This window comes from Sphingobium sp. PNB, assembly GCF_019873065.1.
Classification (GTDB): domain Bacteria; phylum Pseudomonadota; class Alphaproteobacteria; order Sphingomonadales; family Sphingomonadaceae; genus Sphingobium; species Sphingobium fuliginis.
The window spans coordinates 22,509-37,750 of the sequence record NZ_JAINEZ010000054.1; the positions used below are offsets into that span (position 1 = coordinate 22,509).

General features: G+C 66.2%; 13 protein-coding genes. 9 read left to right on the forward strand and 4 right to left on the reverse strand.

Annotation, left to right across the window (positions count from 1 at the left end; translation table 11 throughout):
- Positions 1-23 precede the first annotated feature (23 nt).
- The 4 genes from K7W03_RS17285 (at position 24) to K7W03_RS17300 (ending at position 3,203) form a co-directional block, all read left to right on the forward strand.
- A complete protein-coding gene (locus K7W03_RS17285; protein ID WP_061934698.1) occupies positions 24-722 on the forward strand; it encodes a DUF6975 family protein in 699 nt (232 codons plus the stop codon).
- 66 nt (positions 723-788) lie between these two features.
- Positions 789-1,634, forward strand: a complete 846-nt coding sequence (locus tag K7W03_RS17290) for an AAA family ATPase (RefSeq protein WP_222886904.1) — start codon at positions 789-791, stop codon at positions 1,632-1,634.
- 38 nt (positions 1,635-1,672) lie between these two features.
- The gene (locus K7W03_RS17295) at positions 1,673-2,086 is read left to right on the forward strand and encodes a GFA family protein (protein WP_025549045.1); all 414 of its coding nucleotides are present in this window, start codon (positions 1,673-1,675) and stop codon (positions 2,084-2,086) included.
- Positions 2,087-2,180: 94 nt separating this feature from the next.
- Positions 2,181-3,203: a hypothetical protein gene (locus tag K7W03_RS17300; RefSeq protein ID WP_222886905.1), complete on the forward strand. Its 1,023-nt coding sequence runs from the start codon at positions 2,181-2,183 to the stop codon at positions 3,201-3,203.
- A 9-nt stretch (positions 3,204-3,212) separates the two neighbouring features.
- On the opposite strand, the gene K7W03_RS17305 is transcribed toward K7W03_RS17300, so the two are convergent.
- The gene (locus K7W03_RS17305; protein ID WP_172668327.1) at positions 3,213-4,577 is read right to left on the reverse strand and encodes a methyl-accepting chemotaxis protein; all 1,365 of its coding nucleotides are present in this window, start codon (positions 4,575-4,577) and stop codon (positions 3,213-3,215) included.
- A gap of 138 nt (positions 4,578-4,715) precedes the next feature.
- Between K7W03_RS17305 and K7W03_RS17310 the strand changes: the two genes are divergently transcribed.
- Positions 4,716-5,891 carry a vWA domain-containing protein gene (locus K7W03_RS17310; protein ID WP_222886906.1) on the forward strand — a complete coding sequence of 392 codons (1,176 nt, stop codon included), beginning with the start codon at positions 4,716-4,718 and terminating at the stop codon, positions 5,889-5,891.
- Positions 5,892-5,949: 58 nt separating this feature from the next.
- Here K7W03_RS17310 and K7W03_RS17315 read toward each other — a convergent pair whose 3' ends face one another.
- The gene (locus K7W03_RS17315; protein ID WP_222886907.1) at positions 5,950-7,038 is read right to left on the reverse strand and encodes an anhydro-N-acetylmuramic acid kinase; all 1,089 of its coding nucleotides are present in this window, start codon (positions 7,036-7,038) and stop codon (positions 5,950-5,952) included.
- A gap of 53 nt (positions 7,039-7,091) precedes the next feature.
- Between K7W03_RS17315 and tyrS the strand changes: the two genes are divergently transcribed.
- Complete coding sequence (gene tyrS / locus K7W03_RS17320) at positions 7,092-8,309, forward strand: tyrosine--tRNA ligase (RefSeq protein ID WP_222886908.1); 1,218 nt, start codon at positions 7,092-7,094, stop codon at positions 8,307-8,309.
- A gap of 76 nt (positions 8,310-8,385) precedes the next feature.
- Positions 8,386-8,739 (forward strand): PilZ domain-containing protein, encoded by a 354-nt coding sequence (locus K7W03_RS17325; protein ID WP_044662008.1) that lies wholly within the window; start codon positions 8,386-8,388, stop codon positions 8,737-8,739.
- Here K7W03_RS17325 and K7W03_RS17330 read toward each other — a convergent pair.
- Together K7W03_RS17330 and recG are read right to left on the reverse strand one after the other, a co-directional pair.
- Positions 8,711-9,802: a mechanosensitive ion channel family protein gene (locus K7W03_RS17330; protein WP_222886909.1), complete on the reverse strand. Its 1,092-nt coding sequence runs from the start codon at positions 9,800-9,802 to the stop codon at positions 8,711-8,713. The genes K7W03_RS17325 and K7W03_RS17330 overlap by 29 nt on opposite strands.
- A 148-nt stretch (positions 9,803-9,950) precedes the next feature.
- Positions 9,951-12,014 (reverse strand): ATP-dependent DNA helicase RecG, encoded by a 2,064-nt coding sequence (recG, locus tag K7W03_RS17335; RefSeq protein ID WP_222886910.1) that lies wholly within the window; start codon positions 12,012-12,014, stop codon positions 9,951-9,953.
- Between the two features lie 85 nt (positions 12,015-12,099).
- Here recG and K7W03_RS17340 point away from each other — a divergent pair, with 85 nt between their 5' ends.
- A complete protein-coding gene (locus K7W03_RS17340; protein ID WP_044662006.1) occupies positions 12,100-12,369 on the forward strand; it encodes a succinate dehydrogenase assembly factor 2 in 270 nt (89 codons plus the stop codon).
- 108 nt (positions 12,370-12,477) lie between these two features.
- The coding region (mfd, locus tag K7W03_RS17345; RefSeq protein WP_222886911.1) for a transcription-repair coupling factor at positions 12,478-15,242 on the forward strand (2,765 nt) is incomplete at its 3' end.

Sequence of the window (15,242 nt, forward strand, 5' to 3'; positions counted from 1 at the left end):
CAGCGGGGCTTTAGGGGAAGACGATGAGCGAAGCAGCACCGCGCTATCAATTTGGCGATGTATCGCAGATCCTGGACGCCGTGGTCGCCGCCGATGGCACGGCCGGGCATGGCTATGCCAGTGGCGCGCGGGCCAGCTTCGGCCCCAATGCCACGCTGTCGCTGCCCGATCTGGCCGATGCCGCCTATTATCTTTGCCTTCTGCATGGCCGCCACCCCGGCGTGATCGACCATGCCGCCACGCGGTCGGCGGACAATGCGGCGCGCGCCTGGCTGATCCAGGCGGCCGACGCCTTCGCGCGGGAACGGGCCTATCTGACCCAGGTGACGGTCGCGGTCGGCCCCGCCCCCAGCACGGCGGGGCAGAGCGATTGCGAAACCGTCGTCAGCCAGCAGCGCCACGCCCTCGACATGCTGGCCCAGTCGGACCGGCGCGGCTGCGCCATGGGGGCGGCCATCGCGCTGGTGCTCGACTGGCGTGCCGTGCGGCATGTGCTGGACATCGCCGCGATTCGCGTCGGGCTGGAACCCCATGTCTGCGACCTTCCGGACCGCGCGGCGACGCTGGAGGTCGCCAGGGAAATCGGCGGCGACGATGCCATCGACCGCGCCATCCTGTTCGGAACGCGCCAGCTGCTGAACCAGCATCGCGGGCTGTGGGACGTCCTTCAGGCCCGCGCGAAGATCCGCGCCGGCAAGGACCAGGCCGCAAACCGCGCATAAAGGCTTTGCGCTCCTCCCCTGCTTTGCCATAGTTGGCCCGACACAGGCAGGATGAGAAGCAGGAACATGCGGTTTGAAGGCACGCGGGATTATGTCGCCACCGATGATCTGAAGGTCGCCGTCAACGCCGCGGTGCTGCTTCGCCGTCCGCTGCTGGTGAAGGGGGAGCCGGGCACCGGCAAGACCGTGCTGGCGCAGGAAATCGCCAAGGCGCTGGACGCTCCGCTGATCGAATGGAACGTCAAGTCGACGACCAAGGCGCATCAGGGACTTTATGAATATGACGCCGTCGCCCGGCTGCGCGACGGCCAGCTGGGCGATCCGCGCGTTCACGACATCGGCAATTACATCCGCAAGGGCAAGCTGTGGGAGGCATTCACCTCCCCCACCCTGCCGGTCCTGCTGATCGATGAGATCGACAAGGCCGACATAGAATTCCCCAACGACCTGTTGCAGGAACTCGATCGCATGGCCTTCCATGTCTATGAAACGGGGGAGACCGTGGCGGCGAAGGAACGGCCCGTGGTCGTCATCACCTCCAATAACGAGAAGGAACTGCCCGACGCCTTCCTGCGCCGCTGCTTCTTCCACTATATCAAATTTCCCGACCGGGAGACGATGCAGGCCATCATCGACGTGCATTTCCCCTGCATCCAGAAGATATTGGTCAACCGCGCTCTCGAAATATTCTACGAAATCCGGGAGGTGCCCGGCCTCAAGAAGAAGCCGTCCACCAGCGAACTGCTCGACTGGCTGAAGCTGATCCTGGCGGAGGACATGCCGCTCGACATATTGCAGGACCGCGATCCCACCAAGGCGATCCCGCCGCTGCACGGCGCGCTGCTCAAGAATGAGCAGGACATCATGATGTTCGAACGGCTCGCCTTCATGGCCCGGCGGCAGGGGCGATAGGGACCACTCCACCCCCGCTCAACGAAAGGCCGCGAACCATGACTCATCAAGCCGGATGCCTGTGCGGACAGGTGCGGATCAGCATCGATGCGGAACCCCTGGCGGCGCGCATGTGCTGGTGCAGGCTCTGCCAATATCTGGGCGGCGGATCGGGCACGGTGAATGTCTGCTTCCCTTCCGACAAGCTGACGGTCACCGGCGACCTGCGCTGGCACCACAGCGTCGCGGACAGCGGCAATGCGATGCGGCGCGGCTTCTGCCCCGAATGCGGCACGCCGCTGTTCAGCCTGGCCGAATCGCGTCCGCACCTGACATTCGTCCGCGCCGGAGCGCTTGACGATCCCGATCTTCTGGCCCCTCAGGCCGTCATCTGGACCGACGCGGCGCCCGCCTGGGCGCATCTGGACCCTGATCTGCCCCATTATCCGGCACAAATGCCCCCCGTAAGCTAAAAGGCCGCTTGCGCAGCCGGTGCATTTCGGCTCAACTTTTCTCCAGACATTCAAAGCCGCGAAAAGACGGCCATGAATTTAGGGAAGGATGCCAATGCCCAAGCGTGCGTTGTCCCTTTTATCGGCGGTGCTGGCCTTGTCAGCGCCTGCGTTCGCGCACGCGGCCGAGGAACGGGAAGCCTGGACACCCACCGCCACCGCCCTGCGCGCCGACGCCGCGGGGATCGGTATGCCGCAAAGCGTGGCCGGCCTGTCGCTCGCCAAGAGCGGGGAGGTTTCCAACGGCGGCAAGGGCATCGACAATTACGCGCAATATCTGTCCGACGACGGCGCGGTCCAGGCGACGCTCTATGTCTATCTGCCCAGCTATGCCGACGCCTCGCTCGCCGCCTATATGACGGACAAGGCCGTGACGGAGCGTTTCGGAGCAAGGACGCGCCGCACCGCTTATTCCAGCGTCGCGGTGGCCGGACATGCCAATGGCGCCATCCGCGCCGTCTATGACGATGCCGCCGACGGCGCGCTCACCACGGCTGCGGCTTTCCTGCACGCCGGGCGATGGCTGGTGAAGCTCCGCGTCACCGGGCCGACGGAACGACGGAAGGAAGTGCTGGCCGGGCTGGACGGCATGCTGGCGGGCCTTCAGTTCGATGATGCATCCTCGATCCATGCGACCAGGCCCGCTCGACTGGCCGCCTGCCCCGCCAATGAAGGCGGCGATGCCCGCCTCACCGCGCAAACCACGTCCGGACCCGCCGATATTTCCCTGCCGCGCGAAGGGCAGGAACCGCTCTGCATAAGGGGCAAGGTCGACACCGCCGAGGGCAGCTACGACATTCTCCAGCAGGCCGGCGCCGCAGATGGCGCGATCATCGTGCCGGTGGACGACGCAGGCACCATGGTCGCGTTCGATCCCGCGAAGGACGGCTATCGGCTCTCCATCCATTCCGTGGGTCAGACCGACCTCTACGGCGTCTATGACAAGGTGCCGAGCGCCCGCCAGATCGCCCAGATCCTGGACGGAAAGGACCCTCAGACGGCCCAGGCCGGCGCGACCGCCGACTATGCCGCCAATGGCGAGGTGACGGTGCGGACGGCTGGCGTGAAGCTGCGCTGAGAGGGGCGATCAGATCAGATAGCCGACCTCATAAAGCCCCCAGCGCCGTCCGCTGAACATCAGCGGCACGAACACGCTGCGCAACGCCCGATAACGCCCCTCGCCCAGATCCTGGCGGTAGGTGAACAGGAAGAAATCCCCATCACCGTCCAGCGCGCGGCGGGTCTGGCTGTCCATGAATATCTGCCGGTTGCGGGCATGTTCCATGTTCCAGCGCGTCTGGCCGGGCCGCTGCGGCTGGCTGCGCGCGCTGATATGCGTCGGCAGATAGCCGTTCATGTCGATCAGGCAGCAGCCGACGATGGCGCTGTCCTGCGCTGTCCGCCGGTCGAGCAAGGGCTGCACGCAGCGGTCGGCAAAGGCGGTGAAGCCATTTTCATATTGCATCGGGTCGGAACCGGGCAGCGGCCGGTAGGCGGTATCGAACAGGCTGCCCATGTCCAGTTCCCCCTCCGCCAGCGCCCGCTCGATCAGCGCCTGAATCTCCTCCGCGCCTTCTTCGGCCAGGGCGATATAGCGGCTGTTGCGCGTGACATGGCCGCTATGCGCCGCCCGGTTGAGCATGGCGTTCGCCATCCCCTCCAGCCCTTCCAGGTGGCCGCGCGCGGTTTCGACGCGGGTCGCGCTTTCCGTCGCCGACTGGCTGAAACGGGCAAGTCCCTGACGCAGGGCCGCGACGTCGCCATCGGCCTCGTCCGTGCAGGTGACGATCGTTTCAGACCGGTCCCCGAACTGCGTCACCAGCGAAGCGATCTCGGCCATGCTGACCCGCAGCGTATCGATATGCGAACCGACTTCGCGGCCGCGCAGGATATTGGCCTCCACCCCGCCGATCAGTTGCCGGGCATCGCGGTCGAGCTGGCCCAGCTTGTCGCCCACGGACGCGGCGGACTCGCCCGCCTGCCCGGCCAGCCGCCGGATCTCGTCCGCCACCACGGCAAAGCCCTGCGTCGCCTCGCCGCCACGGGCCGCCTCGATCGCGGCGTTCACGCCCAGAAGGCGGGTCTGGCGGGCGATTGCGCCCAGTTGCCCCGAAATGTCGCCCACCGTCTCGATGACGTCCAGAAACTGACGCAGATGCCCTTCCAGTCCGGTCACATTCTCGATCAGTTCCGTGATCTGGCCCAGGGAACGTCCGATCGCCTCATGCCCCTGCGCGATGATCTGCCCCGCCCGACGCGCCGTAAGGCTGAGTTCCTGCGCCGCCAGCACGCTTTCATTCTGGCTGACCGCCAGCGCCTCCATCGTCGACTGCAATTCCCCCAGATGCGCCGAATCCGCCTGGATGCGGCGGGTCAGTTCCCCCAGGAAACCCGCCGTTTCGCTGCATTGCAATGCGATGTCGCCCGATCTTTCCCCCAGGTCGGTCAACAAATCCCCGTTTTCCAATGATCGCCGCCCTATTCCGCCCGATATGGATACTGCCTTGTTAACGATGCATTGCAACACTTAACATTCCGACAACGCCCCGCGCTTGCATGATCGGGCAAGCTGGCGGACAAGGGGGCCGTCATGATGCTCAACTTTCTCGACGCGCTGCGCGCTGCCGGCATTCCCGCCGGCATAAAGGAACATCTGCTGCTGCTGGAGGCGCTGGACCGGGACGTCATCGGGCAGCGGCCGGAGGATTTCTATTATCTCGCCCGCGCCACCTATGTGAAGGATGAGGGGCTGATCGACCGTTTCGACCAGGTGTTCGCCCGCGTCTTCAAGGGCGTGCTGGGCAGCGAAGGGGTCGAAGCGGACATTCCCGAGGAATGGCTGCGGCTGGTGGCGGAGAAATTCCTCAGTCCGCAGGAGATGGAGAAGATCAGGTCGCTGGGAAGCTGGGACGAGATCATGGAGACGCTGAAGAAGCGGCTGGAGGAGCAGAAGGGGCGCCATCAGGGCGGCAATAAATGGATCGGCACCGGCGGCACCTCGCCCTTCGGCCATGGCGGCTATAATCCGGAGGGGGTGCGGATCGGCGGCGAGAGCCGGCACAAGCGCGCCATCAAGGTGTGGGAAAAGCGCGAATTCGCCAATCTGGACAATCAGAAGGAACTGGGCACCCGCAACATCAAGGTCGCGCTGCGGCGGCTGCGCCGCTTCGCGCGGGAGGGGGCGGCGGACGAGCTGGACCTGGACGAAACGATCCGGGGAACCGCGCGGCAGGGCTGGCTCGACATCCGCATGCGGCCGGAGCGGCACAATGCGGTGAAGCTGCTCCTGTTCCTGGACGTGGGCGGATCGATGGACCCGTTCATCACGCTTTGCGAGGAGCTGTTCTCGGCAGCGACAAGCGAATTCAAGAATATGGAATTCTTCTACTTCCACAACTGCCTTTACGAAGGCGTGTGGAAGGACAACCGCCGCCGCTTTTCGGAGCGGACGCCGACCTGGGACATCCTCCACAAATATGGGCATGACTATAAGGTGATCTTCGTCGGGGACGCGGCGATGAGCCCCTATGAGATCAGCCATCCGGGCGGTTCGGTCGAACATATGAACGAGGAACCGGGCGCAACCTGGCTCAGCCGCGTGCTGCACACCTATCCGGGCGCCGTGTGGCTGAACCCCGCGCAGGAAGCGCATTGGGGCTATAGCCAGTCGACCAGGATGATCCGTGAAATCATGAATGACCGCATGTATCCCCTGACGATCGAGGGGATTGACGACGCCATGCGGGAACTGACGCGCAAGCGGTGAACCCGGGCCCATCCAGCGACGTCCCCATTCCGCAGGCGGGAGGGGGGTCAGGGAAATGTCATGCCGGTTCGAAGAGCACGCCCCCCGTCATCGGCCGCGGCGCGCCGGTCGTGCCGGGGAAACTGATCGGCAGGCCCCTCATATGGCGGACAGCCATATAGGCGAAACCCTGCGCCTCCAGGGCGTCCCCGTCCCATCCGAGGTCGTCCACCGGCCGGACCTCCGCCCCGGTATAATCGCCCAGCATGCGCATCAGCGTCGCATTGTGGCGCCCGCCACCCGCGACATAGATGCGCTTGGGCCGCTCCGCGAGATGCCCTAGCCCCCGCGAGACCGCCGCGGCGGAAAAGGCCGTCAGCGTCGCGGCGCCATCCGCCAGCGGCAGCCCGCGCACGGCATCGATGGTGAAGGCCTCGCGGTCTATGCTCTTGGGCGGAGGGACGGCGAACCAGGGATCGGCCAGCATGTGCGCCAGCCGCTCTTCATCCACCCGGCCGCCGGCCGCCGTCGCGCCGTTTTCATCGAAGCTCCGGTCGCCATGGCTCTGCATCCAATTGTCGATGAGGCCGCTCGCCATGCCGGTATCGAAGGCGACGATTTCCCCGTCGGCGGCGATGGCGGTGATGTTGGCGACCCCGCCCAGGTTCAGCACCGCAACGGGTTTCGCCAGATCATGGGCCAGGGCGCGGTGATAGACGGGGAGCAGCGGAGCGCCCTGTCCGCCCGCCGCGACATCGGCGCTGCGCAGGTCCGCGACGACGGGAATGCCGAAGGCCCCCGCCAGGGCGGCGCCGTCCCCGATCTGCCAGGTCCAGCGCCATTCGGGGCGATGCGCCACGGTATGGCCGTGGAAGCCGATGACGGCGACGTCCTGCGTGACATGGCCGCTGCGGGCCAGCAGGTCCGACACCGCCTCGACATGAAGCTCGGTCAGTTCTTCCTCGACCGCGTGGATGAGCGGTTCGAACCCCGGCCTGTCCATCGCCATGGCGCGCCCGCAGGCTTCGGCCAGGCGCAGGCGGAACCCCTCGCCATAGGGCATGGCATGGAAAGCGATGCCCTTGCTGGCGCCCTCGCCATCGGTCTCGATCAGCGCGGCGTCTATGCCGTCGCGGGATGTGCCCGACATCAGGCCTATTGCGAGCATCGAATGATCCTGCCTCTTTTACGTTATTCCTCTCAATGCTACAGGGCCGCGCCATGAGCAACTACCAGTCCGATCTGCTCCGCCTGCTCGAAGCGCGCGGCTATATCCACCAGTTGACCGATGCGGAGGGTCTGGACGCCCTGGCCGCCAGGCAGGTCGTGCCGGGCTATATCGGCTTCGATCCCACGGCGCCCTCGCTGCATGTGGGCCATCTGGTGTCGATCATGATGCTGCGGCAGTTGCAGAAGGCCGGGCACAAGCCCATCGTCCTGATGGGCGGCGGCACCGGCAAGATCGGCGATCCCAGCTTCAAGGACGAAGCGCGCAAGCTGCTGACCACCGACGCCATCGCGCAGAATGTCGGCAGCATCAAACGCGTGTTCGAACGGTTCCTGACATTCGGCGACGGACCGACCGACGCGATCATGGTCGACAATGCGGATTGGCTGGACCGGCTGGAATATATCCCTTTCCTGCGCGACATCGGCCAGCATTTCTCGGTCAACCGGATGCTGAGCTTCGATTCGGTGAAGCTGCGGCTGGACCGGGAACAGTCGCTGAGCTTCCTGGAATTCAACTATATGATCCTCCAGGCCTATGACTTTCTGGAACTGTCGCGCCGTTCGGCCTGCCGGTTGCAGATGGGCGGATCGGACCAGTGGGGCAATATCGTCAACGGCGTCGAACTGGCGCGACGGGTGGACGGCACGCAGGTGTTCGGGCTGACGACCCCGCTGCTCACCAATGCCGACGGCACCAAGATGGGCAAGACCGTGGGCGGCGCGGTGTGGCTCAACGAGGACCAGCTTTCCAGCTATGATTACTGGCAGTTCTGGCGCAACACGGCCGATGCCGACGTCGCCAGCCGGCTGCGGCTGTTCACCGACCTGCCGATGGACGAGGTGGAACGGCTGGCCGCCCTGCAGGGCGCGGAGATCAACGAGGCCAAGAAGATCCTGGCGAACGAGGCGACGGCGCTCTGCCGCGGCGTCGATGCCGCCGCCGCCGCCGCGGAGACGGCCCGCCGGACTTTCGAGGAGGGCGCCTCCGACGCCAATCTGCCGACCGTCAGCCTTGGCGCGGACGGGCTGAACATCGTGCAGGGCACCGCCGCGCTGGGCTTTGCCGCCTCCAACAAGGAAGTGCGGCGGAAGCTGGCGGAAGGCGCCATCCGCGTCAATGGAGAGGTGGTGAACGACCCCGCCCTGCCCCTGAAGGCGGGGGACAAGGTCAGCTTCGGCGCGAAGAAGCACGGGCTGGTAACCGCCTGAAATCGAAAGAGCGTGCAGCGCGCCTTAACCATGGAAGGTAAGGAATAGACCACCTTCCTTATCTTATCCTGCGGGCATGCCTTCGGTGTTCGCAAGCCTGTCCCATCTGAACCAGTCGCGGGACCCCGCCGCCAACCAGCGACGCGTGCAGCGGGATCTGGTCGATATGGTCAGCCATATCACCGCGCAGGGGCGAACCCATGGCGCGCGGATCATCAACATCTCCGCCCTGGGATTGATGTGCCGGACGGATGCGCCGTTGGCCATGGGCGAACGGGTGACGATATGGCTGCCCGTGGTGAAGGACCATGCCGGGGACGTGCGCTGGTCGGAAGATGGGCGGATCGGCGTCGAGTTCCTGAAGCGGATCGAACCGCATGTCTATGACGCGATGCTGTCCCTCATTCCGCCACGGCAGACGGCCTGGTAAACGCCTTCCCAAGATCATCCCCCGCCTCCAGCCGCTGGCGCGAACGGACCAGCGCCTGCGGCATTTGCGTGCGCAGGAAATTCATCATCGCCTCCCGCACCTCGCAGCGCAGGTCGAAGGCTATGCCGGCGTTGCGGGCGCTCAGCAGGCCGCGCAGCTCCAGCGCATCGGCGCGCTGGTCGGTGACCTGCAATATCGCGACCCGCCCATCCCAGCGGCTGTTGGCCTTGACCGCCTCGATGAATCTCGCCCGGATCGCCTCTATGTCGGCGGCGGGATCGACGTAAAGGAAGACGGTGCCGAGCAGGTCGGAGGTCTTGGTCGTCCAGTTCTGGAACGGCTTTTCCAGGAAATAGGAAACCGGCACGATCATCCGCCGGTCGTCCCAGATGCGGATGACGACATAGGTCAGCTTGATGTCCTCGATCCGGCCCCACTCGCCCTCGACGATCACGACATCGTCCAGCCGGATCGGTTCTGAAAAGGCCATCTGGATGCCGGCGATCAGGTTCTTGAGCGCGGGCTGCGCCGCCGCGCCGACGGCCAGCCCGGCCAACCCCGCCGACGCCATCAGCGTAACCCCGACGCTCCGCACGCCTGGAATGGCGATCAGCATCAGCGAGACGATCAGGAAGCCGACGATGAACTGCGTCACGCGGTAGAGGATGCGGATGCGGGTATGCTGCCGCCGCGCCTTCAGATTATCCTCCACGCTGATGTCGCTGCGGCGTTCCAGGATGATGCGCCCCGCCCGCATCAGGGAGAAGATCAGCCAGCCCATCAGCAGGATGAACAGCATTTTCGACCCGATGGACCAGATCGCCTCCACATTCGGGCTGAAGGTCAGCGGCTGGATGCCCGCCGCCAGCGTCATGAGGACGATCAACCAGCGGCTGGGGTGATAGAGGGCGGGAAGGATCACCGGCTCTATCCGCATCCGCCGCACGATGCGGGTCGCCAGCCAATAGACCAGCCAATGGAGCAGGAAGGCGACGGCGACCGACAGGCCGATCGAGATCGCCGCCATCGACGTGACATGGTGCAGGCTGATGTCGGATTGCATGGTCCTGCAACGACAGGGCCGCGGGATGGTTTCGCAGGTGCGGCAGGCCGTTGCTTCCACGATGCGTGCCGACCCTGCGAGGGAAACGCCGCCCGGTCGCACAGCCGCCGGCACCGCATTCCTGCCTTCGCCAGAACAGGCAGCGATCCTACCCGCTGCGCAGCAGACCCACCGCCGCGTCGCGTTCGAAAAGATAGAGGCAGGTTCTGGCCGCCTGCCCTCGCGCCTCGCTCAGTCCCCCATCGCGGTCGATCAGCAGATGCGCGTCGTCCCGCGCCGGATCGAGCAGGGCGGAGAGATGCTCCGGCGTGGCGAGCTTCAACTGCTGCTCGCCCGACTGGCGCGTGCCCAATATCTCGCCCGCGCCCCGCAGGCGCAGGTCCTCCTCCGCTATGCGGAAACCGTCATTGGTTTCCCGCATCAGGGCCAGCCGCGCCCTGGCGGTCTCGCTCAGCGCATTGCCGCGCAGCAGGATGCAGACCGACTGGTTCTGCCCCCGCCCCACGCGCCCGCGCAACTGGTGAAGCTGCGCCAGGCCGAAGCGGTCGGCCCCTTCGATGATGATGAGGTTGCTGTTGGGAACGTCGACGCCGACCTCGATCACGGTGGTCGCCACCAATATCTTCGCCCGGGCGGAGGCGAAGGCTTCCATCGCGGCGTCCTTCTCCGGCCCCTTCATCCTGCCGTGCACGATGGCGACGCGCTCGCCGAAGCGCATCCGCAGCGTCTCCGCCCGCGCCTCGGCGGCGGCAAGGTCGCTATTCTCGCTTTCCTCGACCAGCGGGCAGACCCAATAGGCCTGCCCCCCGCCCTCCACATGGCGGGCCAGCGCCTCCACCACTTCGTCCAGACGCCCGGAGGACATGACGACGGTCTGGATCGGCTGCCGACCCGGCGGCATCTCGTCCAGGCGGGACACGTCCATCTCGCCATAATAAGTGAGCGTCAGCGTGCGCGGGATCGGCGTGGCGGTCATCACCAGCAGGTGCGGCGCGCGCTCCGCCTTGGCCGCCAGCATCATGCGCTGCGCGACGCCGAAGCGATGCTGCTCGTCGATCACCGCCAGGGCGAGGTTCTTGTACCGCACCGCATCCTGGAAGATGGCGTGGGTGCCGACCAATATGTCGATGCTCCCGTCCGCCAGTCCCATGAGGGTGGATTCGCGCGCCTTGCCCTTTTCGCGCCCGGTCAGGATGGCGATATTCACCGGCAGGCCCGACGCCATCCCGCGCAGCGTTTCATAATGCTGGCGGGCAAGGATTTCGGTCGGCGCCAGCAGCGCGCCCTGCGTCCCCGCCTCGACCGTGTTGAGCAGCGCCATCAGCGCGACCAGCGTCTTGCCCGACCCCACATCGCCCTGCAACAGGCGCAGCATGGGCACGGGCTGGGCCATGTCGCCCTCTATTTCCATGAAGGCGCGGCTCTGCGCGCCGGTCGGCGCAAAGGGCAGCTTGAGCATGGCGCGCAACCGGCCGTCACCGGCAACGGGCACGCCCCGGCGCCTGCGGGACGACTGGCGCACCAGCATCAGCGCAAGCTGCCCGGCGAATATCTCGTCATAGGCGAGCCGCTCGCGGGCCAGCGCGTCCGTGGGATCGGCATGGATGCGATGCAGGGCCTCCCGCCATCCGGGCCAGCCCTTGCGGGCGAGCAGGCTGGGCTCGATCCATTCGGGCAGTTCGGGGGCGCGGGCCAGCGCCTGCGCCACCAGGTCGCGCAGGCGATTGTTGGTCAACCCTTCGGACAGGCCATAGACCGGCTCGCGCGCGGGAATGGTGGCGGCCTCCTCCGGCGGCAGGACATGGTCGGGATGCACGATCTGCAGATTGTCGCCATAGGCCTCCAGCTTGCCGGAGACGAACTTCGCTTCGCCCAGCGGCAGCAGCTTGCGCGGCCAGGCGCTGTTGCGGCCGAAATAGACCAGCGCGACGCTGTTCCCGTGCCGGTCCTGCGCAATCACGCGGAACGGCGCGCGGGCGCTGCCGGACGCGCGATAGTCGGTGGGCGTCAGCGTGATGCCGATGACCCGGCCTGAATCGCCCAGGATCAGCTCGTCCACCATGCGGCGGTCGATGAAGCTGACCGGAAGATGGAAGGCAACGTCGACGGCGCGCGCCAGGCCCAGCCGCTCCAGCGGTTTTGCCAATGTTGGGCCGACGCCTTTCAGCGCTTCGATTTCGGTGAAGAGTGGGTTGAGGATATCGGGTCGCATGGCTATCTGCATGCGTCTAGCCCAGCCGGGACGATGCGCAAACATCCGATCGGCAATTTCGCCATGCTCGCGCAAGGAACAAATTGTGAACGAAGACCCCCGCATCCGCCGCCTGCAATTCCGGGCCTGGCATCGCGGCATCAAGGAAGCGGACCTGGCGGTGGGGGGATTTTTCGATCGCTACCATGCCGAATGGGGCGAAGAGGAACTGGATTGGTTCGAACGCTTTATCGAGGAACAGGATGCCGACATCATGGCCTGGGCCCTCGGCACGCTGCCGCTGCCGGAACAATGGCGCGGGCCGATGTGGGACAGGTTCGTGAAGATGGATTTCGTGGAGATCGGGAAGAAATAGACGCCCTACGCCGTCATCCCCGCGAAGGCGGGGATTCATCTCCTGACGGAGCATCCACACGCCGGGCCGGGAACGCATCCCGCCTTCGCGGGAATGACAAAGCAAGAAATGACCGATCTCCAGAAAATCCTCAAAGCCTCCGCCCCGATGACCCTTTCCGGCGTGCCGGCCGGTTTCCAGCCCTGGCTGCTGGCGGACATCGCGCGCGCCGCCCCGTCCCGCACGCTGTTCGTCGCCCCCGACGAGCAGCTGATGCGCGCCGTGGCGGATACGGCGCATTATTTCGCGCCGGAGATCGAGATCGTCGAAATCCCGGCCTGGGACTGCCTGCCCTATGACCGGGCCAGCCCTTCGCTGCGCACCGCCGCGGCCCGGCTGGCTGGCCTCCACGCCCTGCAAGGCAAGCCGCAGGGGCCGCAACTCGTCCTCACCACGCTCAACGCCCTCACCCAGCGCACGCTGACGCCGTTCCGCGTGCGGCAACTGGTGGCGAAACTCGCGCCCAAGGAACGGATCGCCATCTCGCGGCTGGCCGACATGCTGCAGGCCAATGGCTATGTGCGCACCGACACCGTGCATGACCGGGGCGAGTTCGCCATACGCGGCGGCATTGTCGACCTGTTCCCCGGCGGCGAGGAACAGCCGCTCAGGCTCGATTTCTTCGGGGACGAGATAGAGACGGTGCGTCGCTTCGATCCCGCCGACCAGCGGACGAGCGGGAGCGTCGAGGGCTTCACCCTGCTCCCCGCGTCGGAGGCCTTGCTGGACGAGGAGACGATCAAGCGTTTCCGCGGCCGCTATCGCGAAATTTTCGGCGCCACGGCCACCGGCGACCCGCTCTATCAGGCGGTGAGCGACGGGCGCCGCCTGCAGGGCATGGAACATTGGCTGCCGCTGTTCGAGGAACGGCTGGTGCCCCTGACCGACTATCTGGGCGACGACAGCCTGATCCTGCTGGACCATGGCGTCGCGGGCGCGGCGGAGGCGCGGTTCGAGGCGATCAGGGACTATCATGCGAACCGCGCGGCGGCGAAATCCTCCGATCCCGGCGCCTATCGGCCGCTGGAGCCCAGGGCCCTCTATCTGGAGGCGGAGGAATGGGCCGCTTTGGCGCGGGACTGGCCGATGCACGCCACCACCCCTTTCCATGAACCGGAAAGCGCCTCCGTCCTCGACTTCGCGGTGGATGGCCCACGCGACTTCGCGCCGGAGCGGGCGCAGAACGCCAATGTCTATGAGGCGGTGAGCAAACATATCGCCGCGCTCCAGCGGGCGAAGAAGAAGGTGGTCATCGCCAGCTATTCGGGCGGCGCGCGGGAACGGCTGTCCGGATTGCTGGCCGATCATGGGCTGAAGCGGATCGCGGCGGCGGACAGCTGGCAGGAGGCGCTGGGCATCGCGGCCGGGGGCAGCACGGTGCTGACCGTCCTGCCGCTCGACCATGGCTTCACCGCGCCCGACGTGGCGGTGCTGACCGAACAGGACATGCTGGGCGACCGGCTCGTGCGGCGGGCCAAGCGCAAGAAGAGCGCCGACGCTTTCCTGGCCGAACTGGCGACGCTCTCGCCCGGCGATCTGGTCGTGCACATGGACCATGGCATCGGCCGCTATGAAGGGCTGACCCAGATTCCCGTCGCCAAGGCGGCGCATGATTGCGTCGCGCTGGAATATGCGGGCGGCGACAAGCTCTATGTGCCGGTCGAGAATCTGGAGGTTCTCTCCCGCTACGGCTCCGAAAGCGAGGGCGTCAGCCTGGACAGGCTGGGCGGGGAGGCCTGGCAGCGGCGCAAGGCGCGGATGAAGGAACGCATCCGGGAGATTGCGGGCGAACTGCTCAAGACCGCGGCGGAACGCGCCCTGCGGCCCGCGACCGTGGCGGAACCCGACAGCGCGGGCTATCCCGCCTTCGTCGACCGCTTCCCCTATCAGGAAACCGACGATCAGGACCGGGCGATCAGCGACGTGATCGAGGATCTGGGCGCTGGCAGGCCGATGGACCGGCTGGTCTGCGGCGATGTCGGCTTCGGCAAGACGGAGGTCGCGCTGCGCGCCGCCTTCGTCGCGGCGATGGCGGGGATGCAGGTGGTGGTGATCTGCCCGACCACCCTGCTCGCCCGGCAGCATCACATGAATTTCGAGGAGCGTTTCCGGGGTTTCCCGGTGAAGATCGGCCGCCTGTCCCGGCTGGTGCCGGACAAGGAGGCGAAGGCGGTGAAGGCCGGCCTTGCCGACGGAACCGTCGACATCGTGGTGGGCACCCATGCGCTGCTGGCCAAGGGGCTGGAGTTCAAGCGGCTGGGCCTCGTCATCGTGGACGAGGAACAGCGGTTCGGCGTGACCCACAAGGAACGGCTGAAGTCGCTCAAGACCGACGTCCACGTGCTGACGCTGACGGCGACGCCCATCCCGCGCACATTGCAGATGGCGATGTCGGGCCTGCGCGAACTGTCGGTCATCCAGACGCCGCCGGTGGATCGCCTGGCGGTGCGGACCTACATCATGCCGTGGGACGGGGTCGTGATTCGCGAGGCGCTGCTGCGCGAACATTATCGCGGCGGCCAGAGCTTCTTCGTCGTGCCGCGCATTTCCGACCTGACGGAGATCGAGGAATTTCTCCGCACCGAAGTGCCCGAAGTGCGGCCGGTGGTCGCCCATGGCCAGATGAGCGCGACGGAGGTGGAGGAACGCATGGCCGCCTTTTACGACAGGCGCTACGACGTGCTGCTCTCGACCACCATCGTCGAAAGCGGGCTCGACATTCCGTCCGCCAACACGCTCATCATCCATCGGGCGGACCGCTTCGGCCTGGCGCAGCTCTACCAGCTTCGCGGGCGGGTCGGGCGGGCGAAGACGCGCGCCTATGCCTATTTCAC

Bases quoted from the DNA above. Each gene is read 5' to 3' on its own strand.
- K7W03_RS17290 (WP_222886904.1), top strand. From the start codon at position 789: ATGCGGTTTGAAGGCACGCGGGATTATGTCGCCACCGATGATCTGAAG.
- K7W03_RS17330 (WP_222886909.1), bottom strand. From the start codon at position 9,802: ATGCAATCCGACATCAGCCTGCACCATGTCACGTCGATGGCGGCGATC.
- K7W03_RS17315 (WP_222886907.1), bottom strand. From the start codon at position 7,038: ATGCTCGCAATAGGCCTGATGTCGGGCACATCCCGCGACGGCATAGAC.
- K7W03_RS17300 (WP_222886905.1), top strand. From the start codon at position 2,181: ATGCCCAAGCGTGCGTTGTCCCTTTTATCGGCGGTGCTGGCCTTGTCA.
- K7W03_RS17285 (WP_061934698.1), top strand. From the start codon at position 24: ATGAGCGAAGCAGCACCGCGCTATCAATTTGGCGATGTATCGCAGATC.
- K7W03_RS17325 (WP_044662008.1), top strand. From the start codon at position 8,386: ATGCCTTCGGTGTTCGCAAGCCTGTCCCATCTGAACCAGTCGCGGGAC.
- recG (WP_222886910.1), bottom strand. From the start codon at position 12,014: ATGCGACCCGATATCCTCAACCCACTCTTCACCGAAATCGAAGCGCTG.
- tyrS (WP_222886908.1), top strand. From the start codon at position 7,092: ATGAGCAACTACCAGTCCGATCTGCTCCGCCTGCTCGAAGCGCGCGGC.
- K7W03_RS17310 (WP_222886906.1), top strand. From the start codon at position 4,716: ATGATGCTCAACTTTCTCGACGCGCTGCGCGCTGCCGGCATTCCCGCC.
- K7W03_RS17295 (WP_025549045.1), top strand. From the start codon at position 1,673: ATGACTCATCAAGCCGGATGCCTGTGCGGACAGGTGCGGATCAGCATC.